Genomic DNA, 17366 nt, shown 5'->3' on the forward strand with positions numbered 1-17366 from the left:
TTGAATAAAAGGGATGGAGGTGAAGATGAGGAATTTGCACACAACTCATCTTTTTTATGGAATAAATCGGGAAGGAGGATTCCGCAAATGAACGAGGGGACGAAGTTTTTTAGATTTCCTATCATTGCGCTGTTGCTTGTCAGTTTGATTTTACCGTATGTAAGGCAGGATGGGGCTGCGTACGCTAAAAAATCTGATAAGCCTCTATACTTGAATCCAGAGGTGCCTATTGAGCAAAGAGTGAAAGATTTGCTGCAGCGGATGACGTTAGAAGAAAAAGTGGGGCAGATGACGCAAATTGATGTAACAAGGCTCATGGGAACAAATGAATGGGATCGGGGACCGCTGAACCCTGAATGGATGAAAAAGATTTTTGAAGAAAACCATGTCGGTTCGATCTTAAGCGGCGGCGGAGCGGCACCAGTACCGAACAATCCGGAAGAATGGGCTAAATTGACAAACGACATTCAAAAATATGCGATGGAGCATTCGCGTTTGCATATCCCGATTATTTACGGTGTTGATGCAGTTCACGGTCATAACAATGTCCTCGGAGCAACCATTTTCCCCCACAATATTGGACTCGCTAACGCATGGGATCCAGAATTGGTCGAAAAACTTTCCGCAAGTACTGCAAAGTCTGTAAGAGCGACCGGCATTCATTGGAATTTTGCCCCTGTTGCCGATATCGGTCGGGATATTCGTTGGGGGCGTTTTTATGAAACATTTGGTGAGGATCCTTACCTCGCTTCAAAGTTGAGTGCGGCGGCGGTCAAAGGACTTCAAGGAAAGAAGTTGTCCGATCAAGAAAGTGTAGCAGCCACGGGAAAACATTTTGTTGGTTATTCCCAGCCGCTTAACGGACAGGATCGTTCTCCAGCTGACCTTTCCCTTCGCACCTTAAGAGAGATTTTCTATCCATCTTTTCAAGCGCAAATTGAAAGCGGTGTCAAAACAATTATGATAAACAGTGGCTCGATCAACGGCATCCCTGTTCACGCTTCTAAGTATTTGTTGACGGATGTGTTGCGAAAGGAAATGGGGTTTAAGGGTGTCGTTGTATCGGATTGGGAAGATATGATGAAGTTGCACACGGTCCATAAAGTAGCTCCATCATATAAGGATGCCATTCGCATGAGCATCAATGCAGGTGTCGATATGTCGATGGTGCCGCATGATGCAGATAACTTTACGAAAAATTTGATCGAACTTGTCAAAGAAGGAAAAATATCAATAAAACGCATTAACCAAGCGGTAAGCCGCATTTTAACGCTTAAATTTGAGTTGGGACTTTTTGAAAACCCTTACGTCGACCCGAAAAAGGCGGCAGAAATAATCAATGATTCTGACCGTCAGCTGGCGCTTCAGGCAGCCCGTGAGACAATGACATTGCTTAAGAACGAAGGAAATGTTCTGCCGCTCAAAAAAGATGTGAAATCGATTCTGGTCACCGGTCCAAGTGCCGATAATGTGGCAAATCAAATGGGCGGATGGACGATCGGATGGCAAGGGGCCACCAATCCTAATGAACTCCCTCCTGCTGTGACGATCCTTGAAGGCATCAAAGGGGCGGTGTCTAACAATACAGCGGTGAAGTATGTACCGGGAGTGCCGGATGAAAAAGACGAAAAAGATCCGTCCAAAGTAAAAGCAGCGATTGATGAGGCTGTAAAAGCAGCGTTGCAATCGGATGTCGTCATTGCAGTAGTTGGCGAAAAACCTTACGCTGAGGGGGAAGGAAACACGGAAACAGCCGAACTTCCTGCCGCTCAAAGACAGCTTATACAAGCGCTTAACGAAACCGGAAAAGACGTGATTCTCGTTCTTGTTGCGGGCCGTCCGCTGATGATCACGGATCTTGTTGAATCTACCCCAGCTGTTCTAATGGCGTATCTTCCTGGCACAGAAGGAGGAAAGGCGGTTGCCGATGTTCTATTTGGCGATTACAACCCGAGTGGGAAGTTGGCTTCGACATGGCCAAAATCCATTGGCCAAGTGCCGATTTTTTATAATCATAAGCCGGGAACAAAGTATGAGCCGTTATTCCCGTTCGGTTACGGATTAAGCTATACGACTTATGAGTATAAAAATTTGCAGGTAACAAACATTATTAGCAAAAAAGGAGAAGCAAAAGTATCCGTGGATGTTACCAATACTGGCAAGGTTGCCGGGGATGAAATCGTCCAACTCTATGTCAATCAAGAATATCGTTCTGTCCTGACGCCTGTGAAACAGTTAGCCGGATTTAAACGGATTCACCTTAACCCTGGAGAGACAAAGACAGTCACATTCAACCTGCCCGCATCACAGCTTGCCATTATTCCAGGTGACATTATAGGAACGGAACGGCCTGTTGTAGAATCGGGAACATATAAAGTAATGGTCGGCAATTTGACGAAAACATTTAAAATTGAATAGTCGTTTCAAAGTGAAAGAATGAGCGTAAAATGGCGAAGTTCCCCCTTCAGGCAGACAGTAACCTATGATATCCCTCCGAGCCTGCCGAAAGGGGGATTTTGATTAGAGTATTACACTGCTACGCTTTGAAGATTTTCAAAAATTGATAGAAGGTTGCAGTCTGTTCTTAGTCTTATGTTTTTCGGATCGGTGCGCAGTCTCCTCAGGCATTTGGCTTTGAAAACATGACATTGGTAAAAGAACAGGGACTTGCCGAAAAACGGCGTTATATTCAAACTTTCGGAGCCAGTTCAACAGCCACACGAATGGCTTCAATCATGCTTCGTTCGTCTGCTAAATTTTTCCCGGCGATATCAAAGGCTGTTCCATGATCGACAGATGTGCGGATGATGCCGCCTTTGAGGCCGACGGTAATGTTTACTCCGGTTTCTAATCCTAACACTTTAATAGGGGCGTGCCCTTGGTCATGGTAGCAAGCTACAACAATATCAAAATCTCCGCGTACCGCACGGTAAAATAACGTATCTGCCGGGTACGGTCCAGTTACATTGATTCCTTCTAATTGGGCTTTAAGGATGCCAGGAATGAGCTTTTCCTCTTCCTCTCCATTGCCAAACAGTCCGTTTTCTCCAGCATGAGGATTAATGCCGCACACAGCGATGCTTGGATTTTCTTTTCCCGCTCTTGTCAACGTTTCGTGAGCCAGTTTAATGACTTTGTAGGTTCGTTCAGGATTAATCATTTCAATCGCTTTAATTAACCCGACATGGGTGGTAATATGAATGACTTTAAGTTTTGGGGAAGATAACATCATCGCATAATCTTTAGTGCCTGTTAAATCGGCCAAAATTTCTGTGTGTCCTGGGTATAGATGTCCGCCTTTGTGTAGTGCTTCTTTATTTAAAGGAGCTGTACAAATTGCCTGAATATCCCCGTTTTTCGCTAATTCGATTGCGCGTTTTAAGAATTGGAATGCAGCATCTCCGGCAGCCGCTGATACTTGGCCAAAAGGCAAATCGGCAGGAAGCAAGTCTAAATCGATGCAATCAATCGTACCGTATTGGTAAGTTGCTTCCTTTATGTCTGAAATAGGGTTAATGGTCAGTCTAGAATTCGTAATTCGAGCTGCCCGTTCTAATATTTTTGCATCCCCTATGACTAAAAGGTTGCACTGTTCATAGATGGAGGTGTTTTGGAGAGCTTTGACAATAATCTCCGGTCCTATACCGGCAGCGTCTCCCATCGTTATTCCGATAACAGGTTTCATTTGACATCTACTCCTTGTAATTGGTGAATGGCTTGAATAAATGTATTTTCCGAACCAAAGGCTCCCGCTTTTGTCACTACATACATCCCTGAGTCATGAATTAATTTCGCTATTGGCACTCCTGTTTCCACTTCGTCTAGCAATTCAAAACCCGTAGCCCCAACTTTATTGCATACGTGTTTCGCAGTATCGCCGCCTGTTAATATCATCCCTCTAAAATAGCCCTTGTTGATCAATGTAGAAGCAACCTCTCCTAAATTTTGAGCGATGAAATTGCTTATTTCTATTGCGCCTAATCCCTTCGCTTCGCCTATTTCCTGCGCCTGTTTTATTTCATTTGGTGAAGCAGAGGAATAGAGGGCAATATGGTATCCTTGTTTTGCCCAGTTTTCTGCCTGGTGAAGGGCCTTTTCCATTTCCTCATAACGGGACTGGTTATCGCTTACGAGTTTTACGGAATCTATCTGTATTCCTTTCACGTTTTTTAAAGAAAGGGCACGATCGAGCTGTTTGCGGGATACTTGGCTCACACTGCCTACGACTAGCAGGATGGGCCGCTCGCTTGGCTCAATCATGGTCGCTTTTTTTGATTTTTGCAGGTGATATGCTTCAGGAAGATAATTGGCAAGACCTGCTGACCCGACCCATACGACTTTTTCATTGATACGGCACACGTATCGGACGATGCGCTGTAAATCTTCCTCGCTTAAGGAGTCAAAGACGATATAAGGAATACCGTTTGCCCGATAATGATCGAGCTGTTCTTTGACTTTGTCAAATCCGAGACGAAGTGTTTGATAGTCAATCAGCCCTATGGGGTGTTTCGTCTGCTTGGCAATTAAACTGGGAACATAAGATTCTTTTATCGGACATTTCGGATCTCGTGATAATTCTGTCTCATGTAGCAATGTATCGTGTAAAAAATGATACCCTTTATAAATGGTTCTCCCGTTTTTAGGATAACCCGGTGCAATAATCATAAATGTCGGTTTTATTGTTTCATAAATGGCATCGATTTCCGCTCCTATATTTCCCCTGAGGGTGGAATCGATTTTTTTGTACAGGTGGTTAAAACCCATTTCTTGTAATGTTTTCGCTGCATCCTGTACCCGTCGGTATGCATCAAGAGCGGGAAGCGCTCGGCTATCGGTGTCAACCACGATTACCTCTGCTTCCCGCTTGCCGGACAGTCCGGTCAGATCAAACAAGACCTGCGTGACAAGCCCCTTTCTGGCGAATTGTACCCCGGAATCGGAAGCACCGGTCAAGTCATCGGCAATAATTGCTAGTTTGTTCATCTTGTCTCCCTCCGTACATCAAACGGTTGTCTGATCGCCTGCCCCGACTCGTTTTGCCCACCAAGCAGTGACGATTGGCACCAAGATGGCGGTGACGATGACACAGGAAGCGACCAATGCAGTGGCTGCAGGAGCTACCGGAGCATACGCAGAGTTGGCTGCCGCAACTGCCGCAGGGACACCCGCCGCATTGCCTGCTGTCGAAGCGGCCGCCAGTCCGGCTACCCCATTGCCGCCGGTCAACCGGTCAACTATCCAAAGCACCGTACCTGTTACGAGCACGACCGTGATTCCTAGCAAAATTCCTGCGAGCCCCGCTTTCCACACGTTCTGCAAGTTCAGCCCAGCCCCTAGTGCGAACGCAAAAAATGGAACTAACACTGGCACTGCGCGACCGAGAAATTCGCGTAACTCCCGATCCAAATTGCCAAGGATCATTCCGATTACCAACGGCAAAATCGCTCCTACCAACGTTTGCCAAGGAAACGCGGAAAGCCCTGCTACCCCAAGTGTTACCATCGTAAAGAACGGTCCCGATTCCAAACTCATGATCGAATAAGCTGCGACGTCCTCTTTTCTACCAAACTGTCCCATCAACGCCATGTACAACCCGCCGTTTGTGTCGTTCATGGCTGCTACGATCGCCAACACTGACAAACCTGCAAACACCCCTCCGCTGATCATCCCTTCCCCAAGGAAGCGGGCGGCAATGATCCCGATTATTGCTGCGATGCCTACTTTGCTGAGGAGTAACACGCCTCCTTTTTTAAGGATGTACGGAGTGGCTTTAAAATCAATCGTTGCCCCCATGCACACATAGAATACAGCGAGGATTGGTAACGCTCCTGTCAGTAGTGCACCTGTGAACGAACCGAATGTCTTCGATGCGGTCGGAAACAATGTGTTGATGATTGCCCCCAAAATTAGTGGAACGATCATCATTCCGCCTGGGATACGATCCAACGTTGCCTTGATTTTCATTTTTTCTTCTCCCCCTTACACTCATGTTTAAAAATGAAACAATTTTATAAAATCTGAATATAGAAATCGCTTACATTTTTTATTTTATTTAATTATGTTTTATTTATCAACAGTATTTTTGATTTATAATAAAAAAACTGAAATAATGTTGCATAATGCAACATTATTTCAGTTTCCTCCATAGTGTACTTCTGTTAATTCCTAATCTTTTTGCTGCCTTTGTCTGATTCATTTCCTCTTCTTGAAGTACTTTCCAAATAATGTCCTTTTCGATCTCGGCCAACGGTTTATTTAAATCAATTAATGAATAACCTGGTTCTATATTTTTAAAAATGTTGTTTAAATCTTCTTTACTGATATACTCGTGATTGGCAACCTGAATGGCTTGTTCGATCACGTGGCTTAATTCTTGTAAGTTGCCTTGCCAATTGCGGTTATACAGCCACTTTAGCGTCTCTTCGTGTACACCTACGATTTGCTTTCCATATTTGACGTTATATTGCGCAATAAACTTTCGAACATATTCATCTAAATCTTCCATATATTCTTTTAAGGATGGTAACCGAATTTGGTTTTGTTTAAATTGTTTAAAAAGGTGAGGGGATAATTTTTTTTGTCGTAATAAATTAATTGGGCTGTCCTCAAATAAAAAAATAGTACGTGTTTTTGTCTCATGAATCAGTTGGGCTACATCATCTTGATGTTCTAATCGCAGATGTTCGACTCCTTGTAAGACACATGTCCCTTTTTCCGAATGAGCTAAAATGGGTTTGAGATGGTCAATAATCTCGCGATAATCTGCGAGGATGCGGACGAGCAATAAAAACTCGTCTTTTTGCTTGCTCTCACAATGAATAATCCCAGCTAGTGTTTTTTTTCCAGTCCCCTTTTCTCCGTATAACGCTACTGGTTCATTATGCATCGCAGCTTTTTCCGCTTGATGAATAACCATCTGAATAGGTTGGCTATTTCCAACAATCTGTGAAAATGACGTCATAATGGGCCGCATGGCGGTAACCGATAGGCCGTATTCTTCCTGATTATCTTCTTTTTCGGAAAAACGCAAATAATATTGGTTTTCGTTTTGATCAGTTTTCAGATATCCTTGCCGCAATTGCACCCATTCATCATTGATTGCGTAAGTATACTGTATTTCAATAGGTTCTATTTCTTGGCATAATTGTTTGTACGCATTGTCGAGAAACGGAAAATACGCATAAATGGACGATTCATCTGAATTGTTTTTCATAAATGCCAATATTTTTTGAAAGGATGAACTGGCAAACTGGATGGAGCCATTTTCGTTATAAATAGCTATAGGGATTTTTGTTTTCTGTAGTAATTGTTTATATAAATTTACCTGTTTCGCCGCATTTTTCATGATTTGATACGTTTGTTTTGCTTGTTCAAATGCCTCAAGGACGGATTCCTTGCCTGAGGTGATTAATATACTCTGAAGTCCGTATGCTTCTGCCGTCTTGCAGGTGATCGTGTCTCCGATAATAGTCTGGGCGCCGTCGGCTTTAGCTTGTTGGACTGCCTCAGCTACCTCTTCTTGATCATGGATAATGGTATAAGGAATATGGACACCTAAAAGATTGGATACAGAAACAAATCCTTGACATATGTTAGGGAATCCAATAATACGAGGGTGTGCGCTATAGTCTTTGACTAATGTCAATATACGTAATATGTCGTAGCCTGATACTTTTATTTCAATGATTGGCAACGATGTATGTTGGCGCAGTAGCTGTGCGGTGCCGCCACGGCTGATAATGATATCGTAACCTTTTTTTTCATATTGTTTCGCAATAGGAATAGCCTCTTGCAAATCTCCTTGTACCACTGTAATGTCCAGTGACTGTTGCTCTTTGGCAAGAGTTAAGGCTAATTCTTTTAAGCCAGGGTAGGGAGCAATAAATAATGTTTTTATTTTCATGTTTATCAATCACCCATCTCGTTTTGTATTTCACTACCATTCATTATAGCCCACTTTTGGGTTTGGTGCCTGTGCATTGCGGTCGGAAAAGTAGACAGTATAAGGTTAAGCAAGAGAATCAGAGTTCAACAGCTCTAATGTATAAGCGCCTGTCCCTTGTCGAAGGCTATTCCGTCAAAGAAGTCATTGAAGTATGTGGCCGCCCGGCCGCCCCGGCGCGCCTCATCAAACTGAATGGAACCGCCGTATATCAAGGTAGTGTTAAGAGGCCGAGAGTTAGTCACCCTTTCCTACTCGATTTGGCTAACCAAAGGCGGTGGTTGCGGGTGTTTTCTATCGAGCGTTTGGCGGTTTCTTTTGATGAATAGGGATGTATATATGTGATGAGGCAATTCCCGGCTGGATCTCCTACCATTCATTAGCCGAAAACGATGATGATACACAAATGCACGATTATTTGTTAGAATATTAAGTATATTCTACAAAAAACAAAACGCCGTTTTTCGGAGCCGGAGAGGCGTTCTTTCGTAAAAAAGATAAAAATTTATTTACATAAATTAAACAAAATCACCAAATATGTGAAGTAACCTAATATATTAGAATAGGCGGTTTGCCGACCGTTCCATAACCGACAGAATGGGGGAGAGAGCAGTGGAGAAGATAGAAGATGCCTCGCCTTTGTATGAAACAAGGAGGCGGCCGGGCTGGAAACTGTATGTTTCTTTGCCGGTTTTATCGTGGGCGTTGTATGATTTTGCGAATACGATTTTTTCCTCGAATGTGAATACGATTTTTTTCCCGCTTTATGTTTCGGAAGCGGTGGGAAAAAGCGAGAGCTTGAACCAGATAGCCAGTACATTTATTTCGTATGCGAATGCGTTGGCCTCTTTCTTTTTAGTCGTATTTTCTCCTTTATACGGCACATGGATTGACCGGACTGGGAGAAGAAAGAAATGGCTTGGGATCTTTACGGCTCTTTCGGTTGCGGCGACGTTGCTCATGGGCGTTGCCGGATATTCGAACCGTGCGGATTTCATGTTTGGATTGCCGGCGTCTTTTGTCATCACCGTGCTTTTATTTGTCGCGGCCAAGTTTTTTTACCATTCGAGCCTCGTGTTTTACGATTCCATGATTTCCAGTTTGGGGAATAAACAGGAAATTCCACTCATCTCCGGTTTTGGCGTTGCCGTCGGGTATGTTGGAACGCTTGTCGGGCTTGCCGTGTATCCGTTTGTTGGCGAAAAGGATTACTACCGGGCTTTTATTCCAAGCGCCCTTTTGTTTCTCCTCTTTTCTTTGCCGCTTTTTTTCTTTGTCAAAGAAGAAGCCGCTCTGCTCAAGCGAAAGGCCGGATTTTTTGCAGGCTATCGGGATATTTATGCGACGTTTACAGAAATGAAAAAGTATCAAAATATTTTTACTTTCATGATTGCTTATTTCTTTTTGAATGATGCGGTGGCGACGACGATCGCCATTATGTCCGTTTATGCCAAGGCCATTGCCGGGTTTACGGCGGGGGAATTTATCCTTTTATATTTAGTTTCCACCGTTTCTAGCATTATAGGTTCCTTTCTTTTTGGCTATATTACGAGAAGCAAAGGGGCAAAAAAAGCGGTTTTGTATGTCGGCATCCTGATGTGCATCGCCCTGGCGATAGGGGCGCTTGCTTTTTCCAAGCTGTCTTTTTGGATCGCCGGAAGTTTGTTCGGCGTCAGTTTAGGAGCGATGTGGGTCACTTCGAGAACGTATATTGTCGAACTTTCGCCGCAAGACAAGCAAGGGCAATTTTTTGGACTGTTCGCTTTTTCCGGAAAAGTGTCGGCCATCATCGGTCCGGCGATTTACGGAAGCATTACCCTCGTTTTTCATTCGTATGGAAACATCGCCAATCGGTTGGCGATGGGGGCGCTTTTGGTGATGGTGCTCCTTGGCATTTTCTTTTTGCGGAAGGTAAAGCCGCAGGCGCCAGCCGAGCCGGAGGGCTGACGGAAGATTTTATGGGTGCCTGTTCTTTGGCAGCTAGTCGGCGGCTAAATGGATGCTTTATAGAATGCAAACGGGAAAACCTTTAGCTTTCAGCTATGGGAATGAGAGAGAGCGTCGGACGGGAGAGGGTGTTCCTCCTCTCACAAGTCCGGCTATTTTTCTGCTGGATTTGTTAGATATATTGATTGAACATTTTGTATTTACCGAAATGCGATCCGGCCAAACAGAGAGGTTGCTTCCCTTTTTGTTTTGGGAAAGATGCGCTATGATAATTTTAAGAGGGTTTGAAGAGGGAGTGGGTGGAATGGCTGGAGATTATTGTTTAAAACGAATTTATGAACCGTATGATTCAGCAGATGGAAAACGAATTTTGATTGACCGGATTTGGCCGAGAGGCATCTCTAAAACGGAAGCAAAAATTGATCTGTGGATGAAAGAGATTGCCCCAAGCACCGAACTTAGAAAATGGTTTGGCCATAAACGGGAGCGGTTTCAAGAATTTTCAAAGCGTTATGTGACGGAGCTGGAAACGGAGGAACAAAAACAAATGCTGGTCAGGGAGCTGATGGCGATGGCAAAAAAAGAAAAAGTAACCCTCCTTTACGGGGCGAAGGATCAAGAATGCAATCATGCCGTTGTGCTGCGAAGCTTTTTGATAGCCAACGCTGACGGATAAGGGGAGAGGGCTGGATGGGCTTGGTGCCTGTCACTACGGACAACATATGAGGGGGGATCTTTATGATCAAAGCCATGCATGGAGACATTACGAAACTTCAAGGCGTTTCGTATATTTGCAACGCGGCAAACGGAATCGGTCCGATGGGAGGAGGAGTAGCGGCGGCGATTCGCAAAGCCGGCGGCAAAGAGATTGAGGAAGAAGCGATCAAAGTTTGTAAGGAGCAAAATCCGATGCCAGGCGATCTTTATGTCACCCATGCGGGAACGCTTCCGTTTCAAGGAATCATTCATCTTGTGACGATGAAACAGCCGGCAGGACCGACGTCTTATGATGTGGTGCGAACATGTTTACACAATTTAGTCGCTTATTGCCGAAAGCAAGGCATTGACAAGGTGGCCCTTCCCGCGTTGGGAACAGGGGTAGGAAATTTGGATAAAGCAAAAGTCGCCGCCATTTTCAAAGAAGTGTTGGAGCCGGTGAAAGACATTGAGTTTATCGTTGCCGATATCGATCAAGATTTTATCGCATTGTTCGCTTGAAGCGGCAATGTTTCATCTGCCGGCGACTAAAAGGAACGGAGCATCAAAGAAGATGCTCCGCTCCTTTTGGTATATTGCATGAGCATCGTTTGTCTGCTTTCGAAGACTCGCTCCGCTGTCACCGCCCCGATGAAAAGGACTCCCGCGCAACGGCGTTTAGCGGGAGGCTGTCAATAATAAAGAAGAGACGGAATCCCAAATGTGTCGGGCCAGTCCCTTGCATGCGGCTTCTTTGGAGAAGGTTTATGATTGTTTTGGCGCTAATGCGGTCGATTCCCTTTTAATCAGTTTGGATGAGAGCAGGATTTCTTGGAACGGTTCGTTTTTGTTCTCCATTCTCCAGAACAGCAGCTCCACCGCTCTTCTTCCGTATAACTCCAAGTCAATGTCAACGGTGGTGGTTTTTGGGGTCGCTATTTTGGACAGCTGCCCATTATCATAGCTGCACACCGACGCTTGCTCCGGCACTTGAATGCCTTGCTGCTGCAGGCATGAATTCACCAGGAATCCCAATCCGTCATTGGCGCAAAACCATGCGGTCGGCTGTTTTTTTAATTGCCGAATATATTGGAAGATGACTTCTTCTTTTTCTTCCGCGTTTTTAAAAATAAAATGTTCGTTTGGTTTAATTCCATAATCTTTCAAGGCAAGCAAGTATCCTTCATATCGTTCCTCGTAGCTTGGCGAATAATCGATATTGCCGACAAAAGCGATGTCCCGATGATTTAGTTCGATTAAATGCTGGACGGCAAGATAGGCGCCAAAGCGATTGTTGGTTAATACGGCATCTGCCTGAATATTAGGATGATGGTGATCGACGAGTATGGTTGGAATGCCGGTGGCAATGACTTTATTAATGTATTCCGTGCTGATATGAGAGAGAATCAGGATTCCATCTACCAGTTTATTTTCGATAAATGAAGGCAAAATAAGCCGTTCTTTTTGTTCTTGATTCACCGACTGAATGTGTAAGTTCATGCCCCGTTTTATTACTTCTTTTTCGATGCTCAAATAAATTTCTCCAAAAAAATTTTTAAAAGAAAATGTTAAATCCGAAGCGATTAATCCAATGTTTCCCGTTTTTCCTTGTTTCTTTTTCTTTCGCGGTCCTGGATATTGATACCCCATTTCCTCAGCAACGCGCTTGATCAGCTGTCGTGTTTCCTCGCTGACTCCCTGTTTTCCCCTTAATGCTTGTGATACGGAGTTCTTCGATATATTTAATCGATCTGCGATATCTTGCATCGTTACTCTCTTTTTCATCTTCACACCTACTATTCTTATAAAACATTCCATGAACCAAAGTATTCCATTTGCTTTCAACTAATATTGTAATAAGAATCAACCAAATTGGAAAGAAAAGAAACCATCCTTCCATCCATGACAAAACGGAGTTTTTTCGTCATCTTCACATGATTCCCGGTCTCAACGAGAAATAAACCAGCCAATGAATACGAATTATGTAACATTACAAAAGTTACATGATTTACATTACATTTGTAATATACATATATTTTTTTGTTCAGGCAAGCTTTTTATTTTTGTATAGAAATTTAGGAAGTTCAAAGTTTTGTAATGTAATTTATAAAAAAGCTATTGACTACAAGAATGAAAGGTGGAATAATCTTCTTGTGAAGTTACAAAGCCAAAATTACATATTTACAGATAAAAAATGTAACGTTACAACATTTTGATGCATCTGCATCCTCTTTTTACACCATCATTTTAAAGCGTTTTCATAATAGCGCGCATCTAACATAGGATTTTTCAAAGGCAAAGATGCGAGACGATGCCATTCGTTTTTCGTTTGTTTTATTCCTCTGGCGGGAAGGAGGATTCGTTCGATTCTTTCATTGCTATAAGTTTATCAATCAATAAAAAGGTTGGAGGAGATTTATGGTGAGAGTCAATCGTTTTCTGGAAAATCCGTTAATCACTCCGAACGATGTGAAGCCATTTCACCGCGACCATGAAGTGATTGGGGTTTTTAACGCCGGGGTCGCCCAATACAATGGCGAAGTGCTGTTATTGCTTCGCGTCGCTGAACGCCCGATTAGCAAAGATCCGAATATCGTCAAAGCTCCTGTCATTGATTTTTCAAGCGGAGAAGGAAAACTGAAAGTGGTCGAGCTGCGTAAAGATGATTCGCGGTTTGATTTTTCTGATCCACGTGCGATTCTTTACAACGATTCGCATCGCAGAGTCGCTTATCTTACGTCTTTGTCGTATATTCGTATTGCCCGCAGCAAAGATGGCCGCCGCTTCACCATTGATGAGAACCCTTTCATCTATCCGGGAACGGAACGGGAAGCATGGGGGGTTGAAGATCCGCGCGTGACGCAGATCGATGATACCTATTACATTCAATATAGTGCGGTGTCGGCCGAAGGAATTGGCGTAGGGCTTGTATCAACAAAAGATTTTGTGACTTACGAACGCCACGGATTGATTTTTCATCCGGAAAATAAAGATGTGGCCATTTTTCCTGAAAAAATTAACGGAAAATACTATGCATTGCATCGTCCAGTGCCAAAAGGAATTGGCCGACCCGAAATTTGGATTGCTGAATCAGACAATCTTCTTTATTGGGGAAATCATCAATATTTGTTAGGCCTTAGCGAAGAAGGCTGGGACAATGGCCGCATTGGCGGAGGCGCGGTTCCGTTTAAAACAGATAAAGGCTGGTTAGCGATTTATCATGCCGCTGATAAAAATGACCGCTATTGTTTAGGGGCTGTGCTCTTGGATCTTCATGACCCGGCCAAAGTTCTCGCCAAAACAAAAGAGCCTATTTTAGAACCCGAAGCGGATTATGAAAAAAATGGTTTCTTTGGCAATGTCGTGTTTACTTGCGGTGTCGTTGTAGAAGGAGATACCGTTCGAATCTACTATGGTGCGGCTGATGAATCCATGGCCGGCGCAGAGCTTAGTCTGCAGGAAATCATGTCGAAATTAACGTATTTATAATAACGATGAAGCATAGCGGCGTTTTTTATGGAAAAAATATCATCTGGCGGATGATGGGGGTGAAAATGCATACTCGGAATACAAAAATGTACAGAAACCATTCTAATTGTCAAACCAATCACCCATTTTGGTATGCTTTTATTGTATAGGTTCATTTAAGCTTGAATAAAGGGGGAGTAAAACATGAAAAAGAAAGGGTTTACGAAACTCATCGCCGCTTTGCTTGCCGTGGCTCTCGTCGGCACGGGCTGCCAAGGGCAAAATGGAAATGAAGGAAAAAATGCCAAAGACGGTGGGGCAAACAATGTGGTGGAAGTGGATTTCTGGGCCGCGCCTAACCCTACCCAACAAGCTTTTTGGAAAAAGATGGCTGATAATTATATGAAAGAACATAAAAACGTGAAAATCAAGGTTTCGCCAATGCCGGAAAGCCCTTCTTCTGAAGCCGGGATCCAATCCGCCATTGCGTCAGGGAATGCGCCTGTGATCTCTGAAAATATTTCTCGCGGTTTTGCCGCCCAGTTAGCAGCGAATCATGCGATTGTGCCATTGGACGAGTTTAAAGGTTTTGATGAGTTAATTAGCAAACGCCAAATGAAGGAAACGATTGCAAAATGGAAGTTTGCCGATAACCATCAATACGTTTTACCTATTTATTCCAACGCGATGTTGTTTGGCTGGAGAATGGACATTCTCAAAGAGCTTGGATATAATGCGCCGCCAAAAACGTATAGTGAGGTTATTGAGCTTGGCAAAAAATTAAAGAAAAAGTATCCTGACAAGTTTCTATGGGCGCGGGCTGATTTAGTGCAACCAACCTGGTGGGCAAGATGGTTTGATTTCTTCATGTTGTATAATGCCGCTTCGAATGGAAACAGCTTCGTAAAAGGAAATAAATTTGTGGCGGATGACGAAGCAGGTGTAAAAACCCTTCAATTCTTTCATGATTTAAGCAAAAATGATTTGCTGTTGACTAGGAAAGCAACGGACCCATTTGAAAATGCGACAGCCATTATGGCAGATCTGGGGCCATGGACATTCCCGTATTGGGCTGAAAAATTCCCAGAAATGAAATTTAATCAAAATTATGTCTTATCTTTGCCGCCTGTGCCAGATGATGTAGATCCGAAAAACGCCAAAACATTCGCAGATACAAAAGGTCTGGTGATTTATGCTTCTGCCACGAAAGAACAGCAGCAAGCAGCATTCGACTTTGTGAAGTGGGTATATTCAGACGCAAATAACGATTTAGCTTGGTTCAAGCAAACCAATTTACCGCCTGCGCGTGATGATTTATCAACCAATAAAGCGTTTGCGTCTTATCTGGAGGCAAACCCGCAATTAAAACAATATGCGGAAAATATTCCAAACGCGATCCCGCCTGTGGATAACGAAAAAGTAGTAGACATTCAAGAATTGATCGGCAAAGAAGCATTAAATCCGGTTGTCAAAGGCCAAAAAACCGCTGAAAAAGCCTGGAAAGATATGAAAAATGCCATTAACGGGGTGTTAAAGTAAATGAATAAAAGCACGGCAAGGTTGGGGTGGCTTTTGGCCAGCCCATACCTTATCTATTCGCTCATCTTCTTTCTGTTTCCGCTGCTATGGGCCGTTTATTTGGCTTTTACCAATTGGAACTTAATTGCTCCTGATTATGAAATGGTCGGACTGCGAAATTTTATCGAAGCGTTTTTTAGTGAAAGCGTCCGAGCTGCATTTTGGGTCACTTATAAATTTATGTTGATGTTTGTTCCTATTGTTATTGCGGGTTCTCTCTTTTTGGCTTTGATTATCCATTCTTTGCCTAGGCTGAAAGGATTGTTTTCTGTAGGATATTTCTTGCCTTATTTGGCATCCGGAGTGGCTTCGGCCATTGTTGTCAAGGGGATATTATCTTACAACAGCCCGTTAAACATTTTTTTGAGGAACTATTTGGGCTTAGATATTGATTGGCTGGATTCTCCGATTTTAGCGCCGTTGATCATCGCTCTAATGATGGCATGGAAATTTATGGGCTACTATGCGCTGTTGTTTTTATCTGGTTTAGAAAGCATACCGAAAGAAGTCTATGAAGCGGCTGAAATAGATGGCGCCGTCGGATGGAAAAGGTTTTGGTACGTCACCATTCCGATGTTGTATCCGTCATTTTATACTGTCACCATTTTAGCGGTAGGCCTGATGTTTGGAATCTTTACGGAACCGTACGTATTAACGGGGGGCGGACCGGATTATTCGACACATACATGGCAGTTGGAAATTTATAATCAAGCATTCGAAAAATTAAGTGCCGGGTATGGAACAGCGATAGCGATCATCAACTCGGTGGTGACATTCGTGTCAGTTCTCGTGTTTAGAAAGGTTTTGGAAAAGTGGGGTGCAAAACATGGTTGGGAGTAAAAAAATAAAAACCACGCTGTTATACGTGTTGGCTTTTGTTGTTCTGATCATCATGGTGTTTCCTTACATATATATGGTTTTAAGCTCTCTAGCCCCATGGGAACAAGTGGACCGTAAAATTATCCCAACTAAACTGACCCTGCGTTCATATGAGTGGCTGTTTACCGGCGGGAATGGCGTTATCCCTAGACCTTGGCTGCGTGCCTTTTTTAACAGCATACTGGTCACCTTATCTTCTACTGCGCTCATGCTGGTGACGGCGGTTTTAGTAGGATATTCTTTAGCGAAATTAAAGTTTAAAGGCAGCCGTTTGATCAACAATGTCATTTTGTTTCAAATGTTTTATCCGGCGATTATCCTATTGATTCCGCTCTTTTTGATTGTTCGTTACTCTGGAATGTATGACACATATTGGGCCATGATCCTGCCAAAGGCTGTGAATTTGTGGGCAATATTTATGTATACGAACTTCTTCCGCAGCATACCTGATGAGCTGATTGAAGCGGCAAAAATGGATGGGGCAGGGCAATTAACCATCATTACAAGAATTGTTTTGCCAATGTCTAAGTCCATCACAACGATTATATTCCTGTTCCTCTTTATGGAAAGATGGGTAGAACTTTTATGGGATATGCTAGTGGTTAGAAATGAAAAATTGCTGACGCTAAACGTATTGCTGGCGCAAATGTTTGGCCCGTATGGAGCATATCCGGGGCCAATGTATGCGGCTTCGGTATTGCTGACATTGCCAATTCTTATCCTATTCATTATCTTTAGCAAAAACTTTAAAGAGGGAATGCAGTTTGTATTGAAGTAATGGCTGGCCAAAAATGCCCAAACGGCGTTGTAGGCCGGCTGCGATAAAAAATTCTTTATATAAGAGACCGCCTGTGAA

The 17366-nt window shown here is 43.4% G+C and carries 13 protein-coding genes; 8 read left to right on the forward strand and 5 right to left on the reverse strand.

The window, feature by feature from the left end; all coding sequences use genetic code 11:
- Positions 1-87 precede the first annotated feature (87 nt).
- Complete coding sequence (locus tag BV455_RS09885) at positions 88-2418, forward strand: glycoside hydrolase family 3 N-terminal domain-containing protein (protein ID WP_218687986.1); 2331 nt, start codon at positions 88-90, stop codon at positions 2416-2418.
- A 271-nt stretch (positions 2419-2689) separates the two neighbouring features.
- Here the strand turns inward: BV455_RS09885 and pdxA are convergent, their stop codons facing one another.
- The 4 genes from pdxA to BV455_RS09905 all read right to left on the reverse strand — a co-directional run bounded on the left by pdxA (position 2690) and on the right by BV455_RS09905 (position 7903).
- A complete protein-coding gene (gene pdxA, locus BV455_RS09890) occupies positions 2690-3685 on the reverse strand; it encodes a 4-hydroxythreonine-4-phosphate dehydrogenase PdxA (RefSeq protein ID WP_218687987.1) in 996 nt (331 codons plus the stop codon).
- Positions 3682-4983, reverse strand: a complete 1302-nt coding sequence (locus BV455_RS09895; protein ID WP_218687988.1) for a four-carbon acid sugar kinase family protein — start codon at positions 4981-4983, stop codon at positions 3682-3684. The genes pdxA and BV455_RS09895 overlap by 4 nt, the downstream gene beginning before the upstream one ends.
- Before the next feature lie 18 nt (positions 4984-5001).
- Positions 5002-5964, reverse strand: a complete 963-nt coding sequence (locus BV455_RS09900; protein ID WP_218687989.1) for a 2-keto-3-deoxygluconate permease — start codon at positions 5962-5964, stop codon at positions 5002-5004.
- Between the two features lie 163 nt (positions 5965-6127).
- Positions 6128-7903: a sigma-54-dependent Fis family transcriptional regulator gene (locus BV455_RS09905; RefSeq protein WP_081160420.1), complete on the reverse strand. Its 1776-nt coding sequence runs from the start codon at positions 7901-7903 to the stop codon at positions 6128-6130.
- Between the two features lie 651 nt (positions 7904-8554).
- Between BV455_RS09905 and BV455_RS09910 the strand changes: the two genes are divergently transcribed.
- From BV455_RS09910 to BV455_RS09920, 3 genes are all read left to right on the forward strand, one after another.
- Positions 8555-9889, forward strand: a complete 1335-nt coding sequence (locus BV455_RS09910; RefSeq protein WP_218687990.1) for an MFS transporter — start codon at positions 8555-8557, stop codon at positions 9887-9889.
- Between the two features lie 304 nt (positions 9890-10193).
- Complete coding sequence (locus BV455_RS09915; RefSeq protein WP_218687991.1) at positions 10194-10565, forward strand: DUF488 domain-containing protein; 372 nt, start codon at positions 10194-10196, stop codon at positions 10563-10565.
- Between the two features lie 62 nt (positions 10566-10627).
- Complete coding sequence (locus BV455_RS09920) at positions 10628-11107, forward strand: macro domain-containing protein (protein WP_218687992.1); 480 nt, start codon at positions 10628-10630, stop codon at positions 11105-11107.
- A gap of 243 nt (positions 11108-11350) precedes the next feature.
- Here the strand turns inward: BV455_RS09920 and BV455_RS09925 are convergent, their stop codons facing one another.
- On the reverse strand, positions 11351-12370 hold the full coding sequence (locus BV455_RS09925) for a substrate-binding domain-containing protein (RefSeq protein WP_218687993.1): 1020 nt from the start codon (positions 12368-12370) through the stop codon (positions 11351-11353).
- Positions 12371-13003: 633 nt separating this feature from the next.
- On the opposite strand from BV455_RS09925, the gene BV455_RS09930 reads away from it, so the two are divergent.
- The 4 genes from BV455_RS09930 to BV455_RS09945 all read left to right on the forward strand — a co-directional run bounded on the left by BV455_RS09930 (position 13004) and on the right by BV455_RS09945 (position 17288).
- Positions 13004-14074 (forward strand): BtaManbiosPhlase, encoded by a 1071-nt coding sequence (locus tag BV455_RS09930; RefSeq protein ID WP_081160430.1) that lies wholly within the window; start codon positions 13004-13006, stop codon positions 14072-14074.
- A 183-nt stretch (positions 14075-14257) separates the two neighbouring features.
- The gene (locus BV455_RS09935; protein ID WP_218687994.1) at positions 14258-15592 is read left to right on the forward strand and encodes an extracellular solute-binding protein; all 1335 of its coding nucleotides are present in this window, start codon (positions 14258-14260) and stop codon (positions 15590-15592) included.
- Positions 15593-16471, forward strand: coding sequence for a carbohydrate ABC transporter permease (locus BV455_RS09940; RefSeq protein ID WP_218687995.1), 879 nt, complete (start codon positions 15593-15595; stop codon positions 16469-16471).
- On the forward strand, positions 16458-17288 hold the full coding sequence (locus BV455_RS09945; protein WP_218687996.1) for a carbohydrate ABC transporter permease: 831 nt from the start codon (positions 16458-16460) through the stop codon (positions 17286-17288). Before BV455_RS09940 ends, BV455_RS09945 begins: the two co-directional genes overlap by 14 nt.
- The last annotated feature ends 78 nt before the right edge of the window (positions 17289-17366 follow it).

It is taken from the genome of Parageobacillus caldoxylosilyticus (assembly GCF_019272935.1).
Lineage (GTDB): Bacteria > Bacillota > Bacilli > Bacillales > Anoxybacillaceae > Saccharococcus > Saccharococcus caldoxylosilyticus.